Here is a 20,677-nt window from a genome sequence, read left to right as displayed (position 1 = left end):
ATGGCCGTTACACGACGAATTTTCCGTCACGGGGCAGCGATAGGCGTTGTCGCGCTTGCCACTGGTCTACTTACGGGGTGCACCCTTTCTGGCGCAAATACGATGGCTCGACCAACGGTGTCTCCTGCAGAATCCGCTGCACTAGCTCGGCAGGAGGATCAGACTGCCCGTCTTTACTTAGAAGCCTTGTATCCGGAGGTGGAACTCCCCGAGGTGCCCGTGATTCGGTTCGTCACCGCTGTCGAGCTACCTCACTTCATGGCCAAATGTCTCGCGAGTCAGGGTGTCGAGGATGCAAATGTTTACTCGACGTCGGTGACGCTCGAAGACGGCGGCGCAGTGTTGCTGCACGACGGGGTCGAAGTAACCCACGAGGAGCTCGTTGACCTCCTTGATCGCGAAGTACACATCGTCATCTTCGACCGGGAGCCAGACGAAAAATATGACGTGGCAAATTACACTTGTCGGAGAATGTTTCCGCTTGACCCCAGAGCGCGTTAGCGCTCACGAACACTGCTAGTCGAACTAGGGCAAGCGCTAGCTAGGAAGCAACAGCGGCAGCAGTTCTTCAGCCTTCGAAACCACAGCGATCGAGCCGTCGGATTCACCGGGGTTGCCGTATCCCCAGTCGACATAAATCGTGGGGATGCTGTGCTCGGCAGCGCCCTCGATGTCGTAGTCGCGGTCACCGATCATGACCGGATTGCTCACGTCGGCACCGATCATTGTCAGGCGCGTGAGGGCCTCAGCAACGACATCCTTCTTCGCGCTGCGAATTTCGTCGATCGACGCGCCAGCGAGTACCCGGAAGTACTGGGTGAGGTTCGCGTGATCGAGAATCACGGATGCCGGAAACTCAGGCTTTGAGGTAGCAAGCGCCAGCGGAATCCCGCTCTTGTGTAGCTTCTTCAGCACTTTGGCCATGCCGGGGAAAATGGCGCTGCCGTTGGCGTTGTTGCCCTCCATGTAATGGCGGCGGTACACCGAGAGCGCCTGGGCGGACTCGACAGCGGTGAAGCCGGCGCGGTCACGAAATGAGTCGAGCATCGGCGGGCCCACATACGCCAGAAGCTCCTCTTGCGAGGGCACGGGATAACCCAGCTCCTCAAACATGTGCGCGAGCGACGCCGTAATTCCGGGCGCCGAATCAGCGATCGTGCCGTCAAGGTCAACGAGAATGCAAGTCCAGTTATTAGCCATTTGCTACCAGCCTAGGCTGCGTGCCTGAATACTAGAACAATCGCATGTTGGGGTCGTCGAGGCCGCGCATCTCGTCGTAGTCCAACAACACACAGCGGATGCCGCGGTCCTTCGCCAGTGTGCGCGCCTGGGGCTTGATTTCCTGGGCGGCAAACACACCAGTCACGGGAGCCAGCAGCGGATCGCGGTTCATGAGCTCGAGGTAGCGCGTCAACTGCTCGACACCATCGATGTCGCCACGTCGCTTGAGTTCGACAGCGACGCTCGCGCCCTTCTCGTCGGTCGCGAGAATGTCGACTGGCCCAATAGCGGTCATGTATTCGCGGCGCACAACGCGGTAGCCGTCGCCCAAAATTTCGATGTGCTCGGCAAGCAACTTCTGCAGGTGAGCCTCGACGCCATCCTTCTGCAGTCCGGGGTCGACGCCCAGCTCGTGGTTCGAGTCATGCAGGATTTCGTGAATCGAGACGATGAGCATGTCAGCCGACTTGGTGTGGGCGACTTTCCAGATTTCGGTGACTCCGGCATCCGACTGCTCAGTTTCGGGTTCGATCGTGGAGAGCACGCAGGGTGGGCTCATCCAGTTGAGAGGTTTGTACGAGAGCGCGTCGGAGTGCACGAGCACACTGCCATCCGCCTTCAATAACAGCAGTCGCGTTGCGAGGGGAAGGTGGGCACTGAGACGCCCGGCGTAATCAACGGAACATTTGGCTATGACAAGTCGCACCCGATGAGCCTAACGGTGTGCGGCGGGCAGTTGCTATTTGCCGCCGCCCAGCTTGCGTTTGAACTTGCCAAGGCCCCGGCGCTCGTTTTCGCGCTGAGCCTCTTCGATCTCCTCCGGCGTGATGATGAAGTGCATTTCGGTCGTCGCAATAGTGACGGCCGCGGATGTCGTACCCGGCGACGAGAAGTCGATGTACGTGTACGCGTGGCGGCCTGCCAGCTCGCGAGCGTAGGGCGAGAGAAGTCCGGAAATGATCGCGAGAACGACAATCAGGAGCAGCGCGTGCAGCACGCCGACCTGGTCGCTGAGCACGCCAATCATGGGTGGTCCGATGAGCGTTGAGGCGTAGGCGATGGTCGCAACCGCGGTGACTCTGGCGGTGGCTCGTTTGGGGTCGTCGGCGGCGGCCGAGATGCCGACGGGGAAGCCGAGCGCAGCGCCGGCACCCCAGAGGGCGGTGCCGATGACGGCGAGCAGAACGACCGGCGAGAAGATGACGAGCAACAAGCCGATGGCTGCGAGACCAGCGGATGTGCGCAGCACGGGCACGCGACCGAAGCGGTCGAGGGCGCGAACACCATAGAAGCGGGTTGCAGTCATGGCCGTCACGAAGACACCGAAAATGAGGGTGCCGAAGGCGTTGGAGATTTCGTACCCGTCGACCATGGCGAGAGCGAGCCAGTCGATAGCCGACCCTTCGGCAAAGGCCATGCCGAGCACGATGATGCCGATCAGGATGGTGCGGGGTTCGAGCCAGACGCTCTTCAGCTTCGGTGCGGCCAGCTCTCCCGCAGCGATCTTCATTTCGACGGTGTTCGGCGGGGGATCGGCCAGTCTTTCCGGCAAGATGAACGCTGAAACGAGCAGCGCTGTGATGAGCACGATCGCCGAAACGATGATCAGGTGGGTGGCCAGGGGAACGTGGAGGGCCTCCGCCGCCGCGCCGAACCCAGCCCCTCCCATTGTGCCGAGGCTGTAGAAGCCGTGCAGGGTTGGCATGGTCGAGCGGCCGAGCAGCCGTTCGTTGGCGGTGCCCGACAGGTTGATGGCGACGTCGTAGGTGCTAAACGCCAGGCCAAATACGGCGAGGGAGATCACGGCGCCTAAGAAGCTGCCAAGCACACCGATGATGAGGGCGGTGGCTGCGAGCGAGCCTACGAAGACCACGACGCACACTCGCACCACGATTCGAGCGCCGAACCGGTCGACAAGTTTGCCGGCAACCAGGAGCCCAAGAAGGGATCCGATTGCGAGCCCAAACAACAGCACGCCGATCTCCGAGTGGGTGGCGTCAAAAGTGTCGCGCACCGTCGGGATGCGGCCAACCCAACTGGCGAACGAGAAGCCAGCGAGCGCGAATAGCGTCGCGATGGCGTTGCGCCAGGAAAGCACTTGGCGGGTGGTGAGTCCGTGGGGTAGAGGGGAAACAGAGGCGGCCGAGTCAGAGGCTGTCATCGCTTAATTGTAGGGCTCGATGCCAGTCTCAGATTCGCAGCGAATCCTTGTAAAGAAAGCCTTAGGCTGGGACGCATGAGTGCCGAATCGTCATTACCTTCAGGAATTGCCGTCAACGATCTCGATCCGCAGGTTCGCCCGCAAGATGATCTCTTTCGGCATGTGAACGGTGCGTGGATCGATCGCACGGAGATCCCTTCCGACAAGGCACGCTATGGCTCTTTCATGGTGTTGGCCGAGGAGTCTGAGGTTGCCGTGCGCGACATCATCATTGAGTCTCAGTCAGCAGACCCTGGCACTGAAGCTGGCAAGGTCGGTGACCTGTATGCGAGCTTCCTCGACGAAGCCCGCGCCGATGAACTGGGCGCGACTCCCATCGCGCAACAACTTTCCGACGTCGCCGCTGTTGATTCCATTCCCACTCTTCTCAGCACTCTTGGTCGTCTCGAACGCGGCGGCACGAGCGGTTTCTTCCAGCTCTTCGTCGACAACGACCCCGGAAACCCCGAGCGCTACCTCGTCTTTCTCGAGCAGGGCGGCCTTGGCTTGCCCGATGAGTCGTACTACCGCGAAGAGAAGTTCGCTGACATTCTCGCCAAGTACGAAACCTTTATTGAGCGGATGCTCACCCTCGCCGGCCTTGACGCTCCCGCCGAGCGTGCCGCCCGCATCGTTGCCCTCGAAACCGCGATCGCGTCGAAGCACTGGGATAACGTCGCGAACCGCGATAGTGAGAAGACCTACAACCCGATGACGTGGCAGGCTGCCAACGACCTGACGGGTGCCGTTGACCTGAACGTCTGGCTCGACGCGATCGATGTTCCGGCCAACGCCTTCGACGAGGTTGTTGTGCGTCAACCCAGCTTCGCCGAAGGGCTTGAGGCGGTACTGAACGACGACCACCTGCAAGCCTGGCGTGACTGGCTGTCGTGGCAGGTCATCCGCAATAACGCGGCGTACCTTTCGGGCGACTTCGTCGAGACAAACTTCGACTTCTACGGGCGCACCCTCTCGGGTACGCCCGAAATTCGGGCGCGGTGGAAGCGCGGCGTCTCCCTCGTTGAGGGCGTTCTTGGCGAAGCTGTCGGCAAGATTTATGTTGAGCGTCACTTTCCGCCAACAGCCAAAGCGGCGATGGATGTGCTCGTAGCTAATCTCGTCGAGGCTTATCGCCAGTCGATCACCAACCTCGAGTGGATGAGCCCAACAACTCGCGAACGGGCCCTCGACAAGCTCGACAAGTTCACGCCCAAGATCGGGTTCCCGGCCAAGTGGCGTGACTACTCCACCCTCGAGATCAGCGCAGATGATCTGGCAGGCAACATGCGTGCCGCCAACGAGTTTGAGTTCCAGCGTGAACTCGGCAAGATCGGCAAGCCGCTCGACCGCGACGAGTGGTTCATGACCCCGCAAACCATCAATGCGTATTACAACCCCGGCTTCAACGAAATCGTGTTCCCTGCCGCCATCTTGCAGTACCCCTTCTTCGATGAGGGTCGGGATGACGCCGCTAACTATGCAGCGATCGGTGCTGTCATTGGCCACGAGATTGGCCACGGCTTCGACGACCAGGGTTCCAAATATGACGGCGACGGTCGCCTCATCGACTGGTGGACGCCCGAAGACAAGGCGGCTTTCGAAGAGCGCACTACGTCGCTCATCGATCAGTACAACGCCCTCGCGCCGGCGCAGGTTCCTGAGCATCACGTCAACGGTTCGCTCACCATCGGTGAAAACATCGGAGACCTTGGCGGGCTTGCTATCGCTTGGAAGGCCTACGCGATTTCGCTCGACGGAGCGGAGCCGCGAGTAATTGACGGCCTCACTGGCGCACAGCGATTCTTCATGTCCTGGGCTCAAGCGTGGCAGCAAAAGGGCCGCGACGAAGAAGTCATTCGCCTGCTCGCGATCGACCCTCATTCGCCAAACGAGTTCCGCTGCAACCAAATTGTTCGCAATATCGATGCGTTCTATGAGACATTTGGTGTTACTGAATCCGATTCGCTGTGGCTATCCCCGAAAGATCGCGTCACTATTTGGTAGAGATTGAGCAAACCCGAGAACGCCGTCAGCGCATTCGCACACCCCGCGTAGCGAAGCATGCCGGAACTGGTGAAGAACCCAACTTCACGAGTACCTTTGCCGCGCTCGGAAAGTTGAAGCTCGGCGACTCCGGAATCCGGGTGTCGGCAAGCGCGGTAGATATCAACACGGGCAAGACGGTGTTGAGTATCGACGACAGAGTTGAACTGCCCACCGCCAGCATCGGCAAAATTCTGCTGCTCATCGAAGTGTCGGCACGATTCGACCAACGCGAATTTGCTCCCTACGGCATCCTCGACAAGATTCCCGGAGCCTCAGTAGGCGCAGCCGGACTCTGGCAACACCTGCAAGCGCCATCGCTACCCGTCGCCGACCTAGCGGCGCTCGTCGGTGCCACCAGCGACAACCTCGCCACGAATATGCTCCTGAGACTGATCGGGTTGGATGCCGTGCGAGCCCGCACCGAATCCCTCGGCCTCACCAAAACTGCCCTTCTTGACCTCGTGCGCGACAACCGAGGTCCCGACGACGCACCCCAAGTCTCCGTCGGCTCCACCATCGAACTCAGCTGGCTATTTGGCGCGCTGGCTCGCGGAGAAATCGTGAATTCCATCGCCAGCCAACGCGTGCTCGGCTGGCTCTCGCTCAACACAGACCTCTCGCTGGTTGCGAGTGCGTTCGGGCTTGATCCGCTGGCTCATCGGGGAGCAGACCACAACACGTTGCTCGTCAACAAGACCGGCATCGATCGTGGGGTGCGAGCGGAAGCGGGCGCGCTCAGAGGAAACAAGCGTGCGATTGCCTATGCGGCATCCATTCAGTTTGAAGACAGCAACATGCAAGCGCGATTGCGAGTAATCGAGGCGTTGCGCGTCTTCGGTTATGACCTCATGGAGTACGTGCACTAACGGCGTCTTCCGTAGTGCAGCGGAGCTCGCCGAGCATCGTGCGATCAGCGGCTGAAGCGAGCCTTGAGTCGCGAGAAGATGCCTTCTTTGGCTTGTGGTGCGCTGAAGGGATCACGCGCAGCATCGGCCGTCGTGTCGACGGTGTGGGTCAACAGCCCCATGAGTTCAAAGGTGGAAACCAGACGTCGAGCGTCATCGGTCTCGACTTTGGCGAGAGACGCAAGCTCGGTGACCGTGAGGTAGGCCGCGCCCAGCATTGCTGTCATCGTCATCTGGTCCGTGGTGTGCTTCAACGTCGTCAGGTTTGGCCAACGGCGTAGCTTGAACCGAGCGCCAGAGAGGCTCAGGGGGTCGAATGACTCGGGCTCTGCTTGAGTTCCGACGAGCCAGACAAGGGGTTCCCAATCACGGCCGGCCTCATTGTGATGGATTCCCAACGGGCGGGGCACGGTTTCGACATCGCTGTCAGAAGAGGTCGACGCCAGGTTATCGATGGAGTCTGCCCACCAGTACAGCTGGCCGCGTGGGTCGATAACGAGGGTGGGGGCGTCAATGAACCTGAGTTCGACGAGGGGTTCTGCCGGAGAATGGACGGCCTCAGTGATGGCACGGTTGAGCGCATTCCACGTGTCGGCTGTGAGTGAGAAAGCTGCCTCTGGTGACGATGTGCGCTGTCGCTCGCGTCTGGGCGCAGGCTCCGCGTCTTGCTGAGGTTCTGGTGTGTGCTGCTCTGATTCGCGATCAGGAACGAGTGCCGTGGTTGAGCCGCGCCGCGCGGCGGCGGCAGCATGATCGCTTGCTCGCACCCTCGGTGCAGGATGAATAATCAGGGGTTCGCGATCGTTAACCAGAGTCGGGGTGGTGACCTCTCGCTCCTGCTGCGCCGAAGTGTCGCTCGGTGGCGTGCTGGGGTTGGCGAGTTCAGAGACGTGCTCGGTCCAGGCGGCGGCGTTCCACCAGCGAAGCTGAGGGGCCCCGAGCGGGTCACGGTACCACCCTGCGGGAACGTCGGTGCCGTGGGTCATGATGATTCTCTCTGAGCGATGAGGCTCTCTGTGGCGGTCATGAATCGACCGCCACAGTCAATGTTCTCGTTAGAGGCCGAGGTTTGCGTCTGCGGTCTTCACGTTGATGCGAGCAAGGGCGAGGTTCGACTTTGCCTTGTCAAGGACGAGGTAGATGAAGACCTCGGGGTTCGATGCCAGCGGGCGGATGATGTGGTACTGAGTCGACAGCGTGATCAGGATGTCGTCGATGGAGTCCTTGAGGCCGAGAGCCTTCATGGTCTTGAGCTTCGCGCGCACAACTTCGGTGTTTCCGGCCGCTGCTGCATCGAGGTCGATGCCGGTTCCGGCGCTGCCGAGAAGCATTCCCGAACCACTGTCGACTACTGCGGCCGCCATGGCGCCGTCAGTCTCGAGGAGGGTTGCGAGGGTTTCGGTGATGTTAGACATGGTTCTTCTTTCGTTAGGTGCGGTTTGGTGTGTCGTTATGCGATGAGTTCGGCCATACGGCGCGCGGCAAGCCGGGCGATGGAGAGGCCTTTTCCCAAAGTTTCATTGGTGTCAAATGATGCGGCGAGCACGATGGGGTGTCCTTGGACTCGCAGCTGGATGACATGGCCGAACTCCGACGCGATGATCACGTACTGGTTCGTGCCGATTTTCAGTTCGTGGGCGACGGCATCGCTGAGTGCTTGCACAGAGCTAGACATGCTGGCGAAACGTCCGCCGTCGGTGTTCGCGCCATTCAGGTGAACGATCTCGAATCCGTCATCGGTGAGCATCGCCGCGAAGGTCAGGGAGCTGGCGAGTTCGTGCATCTCGGTCAGGGTGCGGTTGCCCGCCTCAATATGCACGGCGTTGAGGTGGGAAGGAATGTTGGTGGGCGCTTCGGGCGCGGGAGAGAGGTTCATCAGATGTTTTCAGTTGCAGCGGTTGGGGTGAGCAGTTCGCGCATCTCCACACTCGCGACTAGAGTCAGCAGCAGCGTGCGCATTTCTTCAGCATTTCGAGGGTCAACGGTGAAGACGGGAATGAGTCGTTCGGGAAACGCGACCGAGAGGGCCGATGAGTAGTCAGCGACTGATGGACGTTCGGCGACATCAGTCTTGGTGACGCCGATCACGACGGCGCCGCGGGCACTGAGCTCCTGAAAGTCATCAAGGTACTGCAGGAGCAGCGTGATCGAATCAGGGGCATCGTTGTGGATGAGGAGAAGCAAACCGCGGGCGCGCCCGGCGAGAATCGACCACATGAAGTCGAAGCGTTTTTGGCCGGGTACGCCGTAGAGGCGCACCTTGGTGACGTCGTCAATCGTGATCTCGCCATAGTCGAGCGCAACAGTCGTCGTCTCTTTGTCTGCCGTGACACGGTCAGTGTTCGTCGCCTCTGTCGACACGACGTCGATCTCGCTGAGGCTACGAATTGCCGTCGTCTTGCCGGAGCCCATGGGCCCGGCGAATAACACGACGTGCTCAGCCATAGTTCTCTTTCGTGATCGGGTTATTAGGTCATTCGGAGCCGACCTGAGATGCGGTGGGCGCAAAAAAACCGCCACGCGAACGAGCATCGTGTGCGGTGTTAATAGGCTCTTTTGTTGGGCGAATATCCGCGAGTCCCCACTCGGGGGGCGCGAGTAAAACACCCGCAGAAAACCGCACCAGAACGTTCTGTCTGTCCCCGTAAATGGGTATGAGCAATACTGCGATATGGCGGCCTACTTGGCGCGGAACGCAGCCCACTCGCGATCAAGAATCGCGTAGATGCCGGTGTCGGCCCACGCTCCTTTGAACCACATGTCCTCTACGTGGTGGGCCTCATGCCGCATCCCGAGGGCACGACACAAACGCACCGAATCGTCGTTGCGCGGATCCAGATTGGCGAACACCCGATGAAGCTTGAGGGCGTCAAAAGCAAGATCGATCAGAGCGGATGCCGCCTCCCTGCCGTAGCCCTTTCCCTGAAAGTTGGGGTGCAGCGCCCAGCCGATTTCGGCGTTCGAGTCTTCAGCACTTTCGATCTTGAAATAGAGGGTGCCGATGACCACAGCACGACGTTCGGAAGCAGTCTGTGCCCCCGGTGGCCGAGCATCCGCAAGTTCAATAGCGAGCTGGAGATAGTCACCGCTCTCTGCGAGGACTTCGCTTGCTGTCCACTCGGCGATCTTCTCCATGACGGTCGCGCGGTCGCGGGGTTCGTAGAGCATGTAGGCGGTCAATTCCGCATTCGACTGCTGAGCGTGAACGTCATCTACGTCGTTGTCGCTGAGAGTGAGGCTGCGAAGCCGCAGACGCTCCGTCTGGAGCGGAGTGCTGAACTCGAACGCTTTCATGGGCGACCCTCTTCGTTGTGGGGCGAATGCTGCGCTTGCTGGCGGTGACGGTGCTGCTGGCGGTGTTACTGCTGGTGAATTACGGGGAACGGGTAACGCTAGGCGGTACGTGGTTGTTCTGAGGCATCGGCGGCGCGCGCTGAACGCTCGACGGGAATGTTGTAGAGCGCCGAGAGAGCAGCGTCGAACTCGGTGATCCGGCCGTCAGCCGCAAACTCGCGGGCTCGAACAGAGGGTCCGTGCAGCAAGACGCCGCCTAGGTGACGCAGCGCCGAAATAGTTTCTTCGCCGGCTCCGCGGGCTTTCGCGCGAGCAATTTCGGCTTCAAGGAGAGCGAAATGGTGCTTGCGAAGAGCAACGATGGCGGGCTCCGCCTGGCTTTCGGCAGCGAATTCGTGGGCGGCTGTGCGCACGAGGTCACGAGCATCCGAGTGAGCATTGAGCTCTTCGAGGGGAGCGTGCAGGCTGATGGTTTCAAGATCGAGCAGGTCAACACCCTCGAGCTGGCCGACGGCAGGGTCAACGTTGCGGGGGAGGCCGAGGTCGAGCACGAGACACTTGCTGGCTGCGGAGAATCGTTCCGCACCGAGGACTGCGCTCACGGTGCAGGTGACAATGACGTCGACGTCGAAATCTTCGCTCTGCGTGAGACCGTGCTTGAGGGCGAATGCTGCATCGCGGCCCGAGGGCGAGAAAACGCGCAGATCGAGGGCGCCCTTATCGCGGAGTGCATTCACGGTCGTCACGGCGTAGCGGCCAGTGCCGACAACAAGCACACGCGTAGTTGACCAGTCGGCGACGCGGCTCGACGCAAGCTCAAGGGCGAGACGCACGAGCGACTTGCCCGAACCACCGATGGCGGTGTTGTTTTTGATGCCGCGGCTTGTGTGGGTGGCGCGCTGAAAGAGGCGCTCAAGTTCGCGAGTGGTTGTGCCGTCCACTCGAGCCTTATCGAGAGCGCGGCTAACCTGACCCGAGATTTCGGATTCACCGACCACGACAGATTCAAGACCCGAGGTCACCGCAAAGAGGTGAGCTGCGGCATCCGAACCCTGGTGAACGGCGATGGAGTCGCGCAGGGTATCGACACTCAGACCGGTTCGTTCGCTCAGCGATTCGAAGAGCGAGCAGACGGTGACAGCCGAGGCAGCGGTGAGTGGTTCTTCGACATCGAGGTAGGCCTCGAAGCGATTGCAGGTGGCAACGACGACGGCACCGGCGACGAAATCGTTGTGCGAAACGAGGTCGGTGGTGGCCGCCGGGGCGACCTCAGACAGACTTTCGAGTACGTCTAAGCTCGCGTTGCGATGATTCGAGCTAAGACACAGGAGCACAACCTAATGTTAACCCTGTGACCTTGAATTCTGACCACCCTCTTCTCGACGGCCGTACAGCTAACTCCTCTATCATCCGGGCCTATCGGGGTGACCGCCCCGAAACCACTCCCGTCTGGTTCATGCGCCAGGCCGGCCGCTCTCTTCCCGAGTACCGCAAGTTGCGCGAAGGCAACGAAATGCTGGAAGCGTGCCTCACGCCTGACCTCGCCAGCGAGATCACCATGCAGCCGGTGCGTCGCCACAACGTCGACGCCGCCATTTTCTTCAGCGACATCGTTATTCCCGCCAAGCTTGCCGGCGTTGAGGTAGAGATCGTTCCCGGTCGTGGCCCTGTTTTCGCTAATCCGATTCGTACTGCAGCGGATGTCGCGAAGCTGAACCCCATCGACCCTGCTGCGTTTGCGCCGATCCGCGAGGCTGTCGCACAAACCGTTGCTCAACTGGGAAGCACCCCGCTGATCGGTTTCGCGGGAGCTCCATTCACTCTCGCGTCGTACATGGTTGAGGGTGGCCCGAGCAAAGACCAGCAGCGTGCCCGCACGCTCATGTACTCCGACCCGCAAACGTGGGCAAACCTGCTCAACTGGTGTGCTGATGTTGCCGGCGAGTTCTTGATTGCACAGGTCGAGGCTGGGGCGTCTGCCGTGCAACTCTTCGATTCCTGGGTTGGCTCGCTCTCAGAGCAGCAGTACGTGCGCCGCGTTGCCCCGCACTCCAAGCGCGTTCTTTCTCACCTTCGCGGCTATGACGTTCCCAAGGTTCACTTCGGTGTCGGCAGCGGCGAAGTGCTGCAGGCCATGCACGGCATCGGCGCTGACGTGATGGGCGTTGACTGGCGCATCCCGCTCGATGAGGCCGATCGTCGCCTCGGTGGCGGAGTACCCCTGCAGGGCAATATCGACCCCGCCCTACTTGGCGCACCGTGGCACGTTCTCGAAGCGCACGTGCGCGACGTCATGAACCGTGGCCGCGTCGCTCCAGCCCACGTCGTGAACCTCGGGCACGGCGTCGGCCCAGAGACCGACCCGGATGTGCTTACCAAAATTGTGGAGCTCGTTCACCAGGAGGGTTAGTGCTGTGAGCACGACAGAATTTACCGTCGTCGGCGGCGGCATCGCGGGTCTCGTCACGGCGCGCAGACTGGCGATGGCTGGCCGAACCGTGCGCCTCATTGAAGCAAGCGATCATCTGGGCGGCACCGTGGCATCCCACCGCGTCGGAGGCATCAATCTGGATGCCGGAGCCGAAAGTTTCGCCACCCGCGGCAACACTGTTGCTGATCTCGCTCGCGAGCTCGGTCTCGGCGCTGATGTGGTGTCACCGAGTGACGAGGGTGCGTGGCTGCAGCCCGTGGATGGCGCGGCCGTTCCGCTGCCCAGCACGGGCATCTTGGGCATCCCGGCAACTCCGCTCGACGCGCAGACGATTGCGGTGATCGGTTTTAGTGGTGCCCTTCGAGCCCAGCTCGATTCGCTGATTCCGTGGTTTGGCAAGCGCACTGACATTTCCCTCGGCGCTCTCGTGCGCCGTCGTATGGGCAAGGCCGTCGTCGAGAAGCTTGTTGCGCCCGTCGTTTACGGCGTCTACTCCCTGCACCCGAATGATCTTCCGCTCGAACGCGTTGCGGGGCTGAAAGAACGCCTTGCGCTTCACGGTTCACTGGCGACGGCGGTGCGCTCGATGCGCGACGCAATGCCCGCCGGCACAGCAGTTCAGGGAATTCGCGGCGGAATCAATCGCCTCGTTACCGAGCTAGCCGCCGACCTCACCACCTACGGGGTGATCGTCGAATTCGAGCGACGCATCGAGAGCGTTGAAGAGCTCGCCAACCTTGACGGCACCGTGATTGTTGCTGCTCCGGGCATCCTCGCTCCCGTGCGTGGCCGCACCGTGACACTCGCCACTCTCGTGCTCGATGCGCCAGAGTTGGAGGCCGAACCCCGCGGTTCTGGAGTGCTTGTCGCCCCCGGCTGCACCACAGTTTCGGCTCGAGCACTCACGCACGCAACGTCGAAGTGGAGTTGGCTCAACGAGTATGCCGAGGGACGCCATATCGTGCGTCTCTCGTATAACGAGGAGCCCGCCGATCTGGCCGAGGTTGCTCGCCGCGATGCCGAAGTGCTTTTGGGTGTTTCGTTGCCCCCGGAGTCGGTCGTCGACTTCGCCCGGCAACAGTGGATTCGCCCCGCGGCGCTCGCGAAAGCAGAACGAACAGACGGTGTGGTCGTCGTCGGCGAGACTGTCGGCGGAACCGGGTTGGCCGGCATTGTCTCGCACGCGAACGTGGCAGTCGACCGGCTGCTGGCACTGGCGCTCGCTGCCGATGCTGGCGAGACCAACGATGCTGGCGAGACCAACGATGCTGGCGAGACCAACGATGCTGACGAAACCGAGCCAACAACCACGAAGCTAGACTAGTTAGGTTCCCCTAACGTAGAGGTATTTCCCAGTGTGCCCAGAAGGCGCGGGAGAGAATGGATGACATGACTGACGTCGAAAAAGCCACCGAAGTTTTGGGTTACACGCTGTGGGCGGTGCTCCGTCGCGATCCTCTCCGGGTGGCAGGAACCGGCGACCTTGCGCCTGCCGTCGCCGCCGTTGAAGCCCGTGGGGTCACCATCCGTGGTTTCTACGATGTCTCATCGATGCGCGCGGATGCCGACCTGATGATCTGGTTGCACGGCGAGAACCCCGAAGACATTCAGTGGGCGCTGCGCGAATTGCGCCGAAGCGAACCCCTCGCGACGTTGCTTCCCACGTGGAACGCGATGGGCGTGCACCGCGACGCCGAGTTCTCGAAGAGCCACATGCCGGCCTTTATGCGCGGCAAGGAGCCAGAAGCCTGGCTCACCGTGTATCCCTTCGTGCGCAGCTATGACTGGTACTTGCTTCCCGATGCTGAGCGCAGCAAGATGTTGCGCGATCACGGCATGAAGGGCTCTGAGATGCCGCAGGTGCTCGCAAATACTGTCGCCAGTTTTGCTCTCGGCGACTACGAGTGGATGCTCGCGCTCGAGGCCCCCGAACTCGTTGACCTTGTCGACCTCATGCGACACCTTCGCCAGACCGAAGCTCGTCGTCACGTGCGCGAAGAGATTCCCTTCTACACGGGCCGTCGCATTTCGCTGGAGGAGATCGCGGAGGTGCTGTCGTGACTCACGTTCTCGGAGCAACGGATGCCGCAGCATCCGGCCCGGAACATGTCGAGGAAGCCGTGGCCTACGACGCCATTCTCCTCGCCAGTTTTGGCGGGCCAGAGGGTCAAGACGATGTCATCCCGTTCCTGCGCAATGTCACGCGCGGACGAGGTATCCCCGAGGAACGCCTCGAAGAGGTCGCTCACCACTACCGCGCGTTCGGCGGCGTCAGCCCGATCAACGACCAGAACCGCGAACTGAAGGCAGCCCTCGAGGCCGAGCTTGCTCGCCGCGGGATCGACCTGCCCGTGCTGTGGGGAAACCGCAACTGGAACCCCTACTTGAGCGACGCGCTCACCGAGGCGAATGAGCGCGGATACACGAAGCTCATCGCCGTAGGCACGAGCGCCTACAGCTCCTACTCGAGCTGCCGCCAATACCGCGAAGACTACGCAATCGCGCTCGAGCAGACCGGCCTTGAAGGCACGATCCAGATCGACAAGGTGCGTCAGTTCTTCGACCACCCCGGTTTCGTGCAGCCGTTTATTGACGGAGTCCGTGGTGGTCTCGCTGAGATCGCTGCCAAGGGAATTGCGCCCGAGAAAACTCATGTGCTCTTCACGACTCATTCGATTCCTTCGACGGATGCCGCCAAGAGCGGTCCGGAATCACGCGGCTTTGGTGAGGGTGGCGCGTATGCCGCACAGCACCTCGCTGTGTCTGAAGTGGTCATGGCGGCGCAGGCTGTTGACTCGCCCGACGCGCCGCAGCCGGCGCACAGTCTCGTGTATCAGTCGCGCAGTGGCCCGCCCTCGATGCCGTGGCTGGAGCCCGACATCAACGATGCGATTGATGAGCTCGCCGCTGACGGCATCGAAGCGGTCGTCATCGTTCCGGTCGGATTCATTTCTGACCATATGGAAGTGAAGTGGGATCTCGACACGGAGGCGCTGGAAACCGCGGGAGGCCACAACATGTTTGCCGTCCGCGTTCCGACGCCTGGCGTGCATCCGGCATTCGTCACGGGTCTTGTTGACCTCGTGTTGGAGCGTCGGGATGGAGTGCCGGTGGCAGACCGCCCCGCACTAACAACAATCGGCCCCTGGTATGACGTGTGTCGTCCCGGGTGCTGTGAAAACGTGCGGCTCGGCTTTAAGCCGGCAGCCGCGGGGGTAGCACCGTGACCGTAATTCGAATTGGCACGCGAGGCAGCACGCTCGCAACGGCGCAGACCACCACGGTGGCGCGCCAGCTCGAAAGCAAGACCGGTGTCGAGACAGAGATCATCCCGATCTCCACGCAGGGCGATCGCTCAACGGAATCGCTCTCCACGATTGGCGGCCAGGGAGTGTTTGCCAACGCGCTTCGTGACGCTCTGCTCGCCGGGGAGTGCGATGTTGTCGTGCACTCGCTCAAAGACCTTCCGACTGCTCCCGTGCCTGGACTCACTATCGCGGCCGTGCCCAAGCGTGCCGACGAGCGCGATGTTGTGTGTGCTCGCGACGGTCTCACGCTCGAAACGCTTCCCGCGGGCTCCCGCGTGGGCACCGGCTCGCCGCGCCGCCAAGCTCAGTTGCGCTCGCTCTACCCCGACCTTGAGGTTGTTGACCTGCGCGGCAATATCGATTCGCGCCTGGCCAAAGTCACCGATGGTCACCTCGATGCCGTCATCTTGGCTGCCGCTGGCCTCGACCGCGCTGGTCGCGCTGACGCCGTGACCGAGCACCTCGGTATCGCCGGCTGGCCAACAGCACCGGGTCAAGGCGCTCTCGCCATCGAGACCCGCACCGGTGAAGAGAAGCTCGCCGCCGTGCTCGACCACAAACCCAGCCGCACCAAAACAAACGCTGAACGCTACGTTTTGGCCTTCCTCGATGCCGGATGCTCGGCTCCCCTCGGAGCCCACGCCGTTATCGACGACGGCCTCCTGTTCTTGGATGCGCGGGTCTACGCTCTCGATGGCTCCCGCTATCTCACCAGCTCCCACGCGCTGTATGTCAACGACGTCGAAGACCCGGCGCGCGAGGCAGCACAGCGGGTCGCCGACGAACTGCTGGCACAGGGTGCCGGGGATCTCACGGGAGCGCGAGCGTGATCATCCGCCCCCGCCGTTTGCGGTCGACACCAGCGATGCGTCGCCTCGTCGCCGAGAACCGCACCCATCCCAGCCAACTGATTCTGCCGATGTTCGTGCGCGAAGGGCTGAGCGAGCCGGTTCCGATCAGCTCGATGCCTGGCGTGCAGCAGCACTCGCTCGACTCGATGCGCCGCACCATTGCTCAGGCCGCTGAATTGGGTATCGGTGGCGTGATGCTCTTCGGTGTTCCCGAGACGAAGGATGCCGAGGGTTCGGGCGCAATCGACCCGAACGGAATCTTGAACGTCGCCACGCGCGCGGCTGTCGCTGAGGCTGGTGACGCCCTCGTGGTGCAAACCGACCTCTGTCTCGACGAATTCACCGACCACGGCCACTGCGGGGTGCTGCGCAAGCGCACCAACCTCGCGACCGGTGAAACCGAGCTCATCGTCGACAACGATGCCTCGCTTGAGCGCTACCGCGAGATGGGGGTTGCTCAGGCCGAAGCCGGCTCGCAACTACTCGGACTCAGCGGCATGATGGACGGCCAGGTTGCCGCCGTGCGCGACGCGCTCGACGATGCCGGCCACACCAACACCCCCTTGCTCGGATACGCCGCAAAATACGCCTCCGCTTTCTACGGCCCCTTCCGTGAAGCCGTGCAGTCGTCGCTGGTGGGCGACCGCCGCGCCTACCAACAGGATCCCGCCAACCGCCGGGAGGGCATCCGCGAAGTCGAACTCGACATTGACGAGGGTGCCGACATCGTCATGGTGAAGCCAGCGATGAGCTTCCTCGATGTGCTCGCCGACGCTAGCGCTGTGAGCAGCGTGCCCGTCTGGGCCTACCAAGTCTCCGGCGAATACTCGATGATCGAAGCCGCCGCCGCCCACGGCTGGATCGACCGCCATCGCGCGATCGAAGAATCAGTACTCAGCATCCAGAGGGCGGGCGCCGAAGCGGTGCTCACCTACTACGCAACAGAGCTTGCAGAATGGCTACGCCGATGAGCAACACGACCCCCACGACCGGCACCACCGCAGCGACCGGCGGCACCACCCCGACCGCGACCGCTCCCGCCACCAACCAGGAGTCCTTCGACCGCGCTCGCGGCGTGCTGCCGGGTGGCGTGAACTCGCCCGTGCGCGCCTTCGGGTCCGTCGGCGGAACTCCCCGCTTCTACGTCAAAGCTTCCGGCGCCTATGTGACGGATGTCGAGGGTCACTCCTACATCGACCTCGTCAACTCCTGGGGCCCCGCCATCCTTGGCCACGCTCATCCCGAAGTGATCGACGCCGTTCAGCAGGCAGCGTCGCGCGGCCTCGGCTTTGGAGCATCCACTCCCGCCGAGACCGAGCTCGCCGAACTCGTGCGCTCGCGAATCAGCGTCGGGGGAGTGAGCCCGATCGAGCGCTTGCGCCTGGTCTCCACCGGCACCGAAGCAACCATGACGGCCATCCGTTTGGCGCGCGGTGCTACGGGTCGTCGCCTGCTCGTGAAGTTCGCTGGCCACTACCACGGTCACTCCGACGGACTCCTTGCCGAAGCTGGCTCGGGCCTCGCGACGCTCTCGATGCCCGGCTCTGCCGGAGTCACCGCCGAGACCGCCGCCCAAACTCTCGTGATCGAGTACAACAATGTTGCCGCCCTCGAGCAGGTCTTCGCCGAGCACGGCCACGACATCGCTGGTGTCATCTTCGAAGCCGCCGCCGCGAACATGGGTGTTCTGGCCCCGCAGCCCGGCTTCAACGAAACCATCGTGCGCATTGCCCACGAGCACGGCGCCCTCGCCATCAGCGACGAAGTTCTCACGGGCTTCCGCGTTGATCCCGCCGGCTACTGGGGCTTGGATGCTCGCGCCGCAGCGGCCGCCAACCCCGAAGCCCCTGAGGCACGCTGGGTTCCCGACCTCTTCACCTTTGGCAAGGTCATTGGTGGCGGGATGCCGTTGGCTGCCTTGGGCGGTTCGGCTCGCATCATGGAGTTGCTGGCTCCGCTCGGCCCCGTCTATCAAGCAGGCACCCTGAGCGGAAACCCCGTCGCCGTCGCCGCGGGCCTCGCCACGCTGCGGCTCGCAGACGACGCCGTGTATTCGCGACTCAACCAGGTTGCCGAGACTCTCTCGACCGAAACGTCTGCCGCACTCTCCGCCGAGGGCGTCGAGCACGTCGTGCAGCACGCGGGCAACCTGTTCTCGTTCGCCTTCACTGCGGATGCCCCACTCAACTTTGCGCACGTCAAAGCTCAGCAGGGCTACCGCTACGCTCCCTTCTTCCACTCGATGCTCGAGTCGGGGGTTTCGCTGCCCCCGAGCGTGTTTGAGGCGTGGTTCGTTTCGGCCGCCCACGACGATGACGTGGTCTCGAAGATCGTCGAGGCACTACCCGCCGCTGCGAAGGCTGCTGCCGCGGCATCCGCCCCGCAGTAGGCGAACCCAGAATTAGGCGAACCCGGAAGTAGGCGAACCCAGCGCCGCAGAACTGAAAAGTCTGTGTGAGTTCTGGGTGCTTCCCTATGCCAATCTGAGAATATGAACCAGAATGGCTACCTGCGGTAGCAGCGAAACCTGAGCACAGGCCGCAGCTATCGCGAGTATGTTGGAAGAACCAACCGGCAACAGGAAACGGAGTTCACCATGAAGGGCAAGATCCTCCTAGTAGTAGGACTCGGCATTGGCTACGTGCTGGGAACCCGCGCTGGCCGCGAAAAGTACGAAAAGATTAAGACCACGGCAGCCAAGCTGTGGAATGATCCCCGCATTGCGGAACAGCGTCATCAGGCTGAAGACTTCGTGAAAGATAAGGCACCGGATGTCGCGGAATTTCTCGCTGACGGAGCCAAGAAGGTCGTAAAGCAGGTCGCCAGCAGCAAGAACAAGAGCTCGTCGGCCGCGTCAACGACTACCAGCAGCGCTAAAACCACGCCTGCCGCCAAGAAGTCTTCGTCAAAGTCATCCTCGACGAAGTCCACAAACTCAAAGTAGGGCTGCCATGTACGGTGAATCACCGAAAACAGACCCCCAACGCGAACCGAAACGTTCGCTAGCTGCGCTCATCGCCGACGTGCCTCGCCTCTTGGGCGATCTGGTTCGTGGCGAGATCGAATCGCTGAAGAGCGAGATGGTCTCCAAGCTGAAGCACGCCGGAATCGGTATCGGTCTCTTCGCCGGTGCCGCATTCTTTGCGCTCTTTGCGCTGATGGTGCTGATCGCGGCGGCAGTGCTCGGCTTTGCCGAGGTAGTTCCGGCTTGGGCGGCGGCACTGATCGTGGCGGGCATCCTGCTGGTCATTGTGGCGATCCTGGTGCTGATCGGGGTTGCCCTGGTCAAAAAGGGAACGCCGCCAGCGCCCACCGACACAATCGAAAGTATTAAGAGCGATGTCCGTGCTATCAAAGGCACACGAAAGCGGAGGTCATGATGTCTGAAAACAACGAAGACAAAATCGAGCAGGCCCGCGCAGAACTTGAGCGCACTCTTGACGCGATCGAAGATAAGTTCAACGTCGGCAAGCGCGTCGATGAAGTAGCAACACGTGTTCGTAGCTCCTATGACAGCAACCCGCTGCCGTGGATTATCGGTGCAGCGGCCGCCGCAGTGTCGGTTGTTGCCGTCGTAGCATGGGCAATTCTCAGCGACGACGACTAGCTCGATTAGCGTCTAACTCCCCAACAGGGGGAGTATAGAGAGCATGGCCAAAAAAGCACTCGAAGGTTTGCGTGTGCTCGTCCCACGCGGAGGCAATTGGGGCGACAGCATCGCAGCACTTCTGAGGGATCACTCGGCAATTCCGGTGATCGCACCCCTCATCAACTTCGCCCCCTCCGAAAACGTTCCTGCGCTCGCCAACGCCTTTCATGAGCTCAACGACGGCCAGTTTGACTGGATCGCCGTGACCAGCGCGACGACCGTAGATGTACTCACGGCGAGCGGGGTAAAGATCCCGGAAAATACCAAGATTGCGGCGGTGGGGGAAACAACCGCTGGCGCACTTTCGTCGGCCGGACATCGGGTCGATTTCGTGCCCGAGTTCGACAATTCAGGCCGTGGCCTTGTCAAAGAGTGGCCAGATGCAAATTCAGGGCTTCGCGTCCTAGCGCCGCAGTCCAATCTGGCCGACACGACCCTGGTTGACGGTCTCGGGGTGCTTGGCCATGAAGTGGTGGCCGTTTCGGCGTACACCACGGTCGGAGTGGCCGCATCTGACAAGGTGCGCGAGGATGTTGCATCCGGCCGCATCTCTGCCGTCTTGATCAGTTCTGGCTCGGTAGCGCGCCAAGTAGCAGAACAACTTGCGCCGCTTCCGGAAACGACAATCGTTGCCTGTATCGGTCCGCGAACCGCATTCGACGCCCGAGCGGCAGGACTCACGGTTCACATCATCGCGGAAGATCGCTCAAGCGAATCACTCGTGGAGACGCTCTGCGAGTACATCAGCCGCTAAGCGGCTGTGCCCCTCCGT

23 protein-coding genes are annotated in these 20,677 nt (G+C 61.6%); 14 read left to right on the top strand and 9 right to left on the bottom strand.

Annotated features, from left to right (window positions below; genetic code table 11):
- Positions 1-501, top strand: coding sequence for a hypothetical protein (locus tag FFT87_RS01980; RefSeq protein WP_219949715.1), 501 nt, complete (start codon positions 1-3; stop codon positions 499-501).
- A 36-nt stretch (positions 502-537) separates the two neighbouring features.
- On the opposite strand, the gene FFT87_RS01975 is transcribed toward FFT87_RS01980, so the two are convergent.
- Genes FFT87_RS01975 through FFT87_RS01965 form a run of 3 tightly spaced genes read right to left on the bottom strand, consistent with a single transcriptional unit; the run spans position 538 to position 3,382 of the window.
- Positions 538-1,200, bottom strand: coding sequence for an HAD hydrolase-like protein (locus FFT87_RS01975; RefSeq protein ID WP_219949714.1), 663 nt, complete (start codon positions 1,198-1,200; stop codon positions 538-540).
- A 31-nt stretch (positions 1,201-1,231) separates the two neighbouring features.
- Positions 1,232-1,927: an endonuclease NucS gene (gene nucS, locus FFT87_RS01970; protein WP_219949713.1), complete on the bottom strand. Its 696-nt coding sequence runs from the start codon at positions 1,925-1,927 to the stop codon at positions 1,232-1,234.
- Positions 1,928-1,960: 33 nt separating this feature from the next.
- Positions 1,961-3,382, bottom strand: coding sequence for an MFS transporter (locus FFT87_RS01965; protein ID WP_219949712.1), 1,422 nt, complete (start codon positions 3,380-3,382; stop codon positions 1,961-1,963).
- A 75-nt stretch (positions 3,383-3,457) separates the two neighbouring features.
- On the opposite strand from FFT87_RS01965, the gene FFT87_RS01960 reads away from it, so the two are divergent.
- Positions 3,458-5,425 (top strand): M13 family metallopeptidase, encoded by a 1,968-nt coding sequence (locus FFT87_RS01960; RefSeq protein WP_219949711.1) that lies wholly within the window; start codon positions 3,458-3,460, stop codon positions 5,423-5,425.
- Entirely contained in the window at positions 5,419-6,333 is a 915-nt protein-coding gene (locus FFT87_RS01955) for a serine hydrolase (RefSeq protein ID WP_219949710.1), read from the top strand. Before FFT87_RS01960 ends, FFT87_RS01955 begins: the two co-directional genes overlap by 7 nt.
- A 44-nt stretch (positions 6,334-6,377) precedes the next feature.
- On the opposite strand, the gene FFT87_RS01950 is transcribed toward FFT87_RS01955, so the two are convergent.
- From FFT87_RS01950 to FFT87_RS01925, 6 genes are all read right to left on the bottom strand, one after another.
- Complete coding sequence (locus FFT87_RS01950) at positions 6,378-7,358, bottom strand: DUF2510 domain-containing protein (protein WP_219949709.1); 981 nt, start codon at positions 7,356-7,358, stop codon at positions 6,378-6,380.
- A 69-nt stretch (positions 7,359-7,427) separates the two neighbouring features.
- Complete coding sequence (locus tag FFT87_RS01945) at positions 7,428-7,787, bottom strand: hypothetical protein (protein ID WP_219949708.1); 360 nt, start codon at positions 7,785-7,787, stop codon at positions 7,428-7,430.
- Between the two features lie 35 nt (positions 7,788-7,822).
- Complete coding sequence (locus FFT87_RS01940; protein ID WP_219949707.1) at positions 7,823-8,248, bottom strand: roadblock/LC7 domain-containing protein; 426 nt, start codon at positions 8,246-8,248, stop codon at positions 7,823-7,825.
- Entirely contained in the window at positions 8,248-8,817 is a 570-nt protein-coding gene (locus FFT87_RS01935; protein WP_219949706.1) for an ATP/GTP-binding protein, read from the bottom strand. Before FFT87_RS01935 ends, FFT87_RS01940 begins: the two co-directional genes overlap by 1 nt.
- 234 nt (positions 8,818-9,051) lie before the next feature.
- Positions 9,052-9,666, bottom strand: coding sequence for a GNAT family N-acetyltransferase (locus tag FFT87_RS01930; protein WP_219949705.1), 615 nt, complete (start codon positions 9,664-9,666; stop codon positions 9,052-9,054).
- 98 nt (positions 9,667-9,764) lie between these two features.
- Positions 9,765-11,000, bottom strand: a complete 1,236-nt coding sequence (locus tag FFT87_RS01925; RefSeq protein WP_219949704.1) for a glutamyl-tRNA reductase — start codon at positions 10,998-11,000, stop codon at positions 9,765-9,767.
- 17 nt (positions 11,001-11,017) lie between these two features.
- Between FFT87_RS01925 and hemE the strand changes: the two genes are divergently transcribed.
- The 11 genes from hemE to FFT87_RS01870 all read left to right on the top strand — a co-directional run bounded on the left by hemE (position 11,018) and on the right by FFT87_RS01870 (position 20,659).
- Entirely contained in the window at positions 11,018-12,076 is a 1,059-nt protein-coding gene (gene hemE, locus FFT87_RS01920; RefSeq protein WP_219949703.1) for a uroporphyrinogen decarboxylase, read from the top strand.
- 4 nt (positions 12,077-12,080) lie between these two features.
- The gene (locus tag FFT87_RS01915) at positions 12,081-13,421 is read left to right on the top strand and encodes an NAD(P)/FAD-dependent oxidoreductase (protein ID WP_255560008.1); all 1,341 of its coding nucleotides are present in this window, start codon (positions 12,081-12,083) and stop codon (positions 13,419-13,421) included.
- 56 nt (positions 13,422-13,477) lie between these two features.
- Positions 13,478-14,158 carry a hydrogen peroxide-dependent heme synthase gene (gene hemQ, locus FFT87_RS01910; protein ID WP_219949702.1) on the top strand — a complete coding sequence of 227 codons (681 nt, stop codon included), beginning with the start codon at positions 13,478-13,480 and terminating at the stop codon, positions 14,156-14,158.
- Positions 14,155-15,324, top strand: coding sequence for a ferrochelatase (locus FFT87_RS01905; protein ID WP_219949701.1), 1,170 nt, complete (start codon positions 14,155-14,157; stop codon positions 15,322-15,324). Before hemQ ends, FFT87_RS01905 begins: the two co-directional genes overlap by 4 nt.
- Complete coding sequence (gene hemC / locus FFT87_RS01900) at positions 15,321-16,235, top strand: hydroxymethylbilane synthase (RefSeq protein ID WP_219949700.1); 915 nt, start codon at positions 15,321-15,323, stop codon at positions 16,233-16,235. Before FFT87_RS01905 ends, hemC begins: the two co-directional genes overlap by 4 nt.
- A gap of 35 nt (positions 16,236-16,270) precedes the next feature.
- Positions 16,271-17,227 (top strand): porphobilinogen synthase, encoded by a 957-nt coding sequence (hemB, locus tag FFT87_RS01895; RefSeq protein ID WP_255560111.1) that lies wholly within the window; start codon positions 16,271-16,273, stop codon positions 17,225-17,227.
- The gene (locus tag FFT87_RS01890) at positions 17,224-18,645 is read left to right on the top strand and encodes a glutamate-1-semialdehyde 2,1-aminomutase (protein ID WP_219949698.1); all 1,422 of its coding nucleotides are present in this window, start codon (positions 17,224-17,226) and stop codon (positions 18,643-18,645) included. Before hemB ends, FFT87_RS01890 begins: the two co-directional genes overlap by 4 nt.
- 207 nt (positions 18,646-18,852) lie before the next feature.
- Complete coding sequence (locus FFT87_RS01885) at positions 18,853-19,200, top strand: YtxH domain-containing protein (protein ID WP_219949697.1); 348 nt, start codon at positions 18,853-18,855, stop codon at positions 19,198-19,200.
- Between the two features lie 7 nt (positions 19,201-19,207).
- Positions 19,208-19,636 (top strand): phage holin family protein, encoded by a 429-nt coding sequence (locus FFT87_RS01880; RefSeq protein WP_219949696.1) that lies wholly within the window; start codon positions 19,208-19,210, stop codon positions 19,634-19,636.
- Entirely contained in the window at positions 19,636-19,863 is a 228-nt protein-coding gene (locus FFT87_RS01875; protein ID WP_219949695.1) for a DUF3618 domain-containing protein, read from the top strand. The genes FFT87_RS01880 and FFT87_RS01875 overlap by 1 nt, the downstream gene beginning before the upstream one ends.
- A 43-nt stretch (positions 19,864-19,906) precedes the next feature.
- Positions 19,907-20,659: a uroporphyrinogen-III synthase gene (locus FFT87_RS01870; RefSeq protein WP_219949694.1), complete on the top strand. Its 753-nt coding sequence runs from the start codon at positions 19,907-19,909 to the stop codon at positions 20,657-20,659.
- Positions 20,660-20,677: the final 18 nt, after the last annotated feature.

Source organism: Salinibacterium sp. M195 (assembly GCF_019443965.1).
Taxonomy (GTDB): domain Bacteria; phylum Actinomycetota; class Actinomycetes; order Actinomycetales; family Microbacteriaceae; genus Rhodoglobus.
Note: the sequence above shows the minus strand (reverse complement) of the source record. Positions and strands in the feature narration are given on the sequence as shown.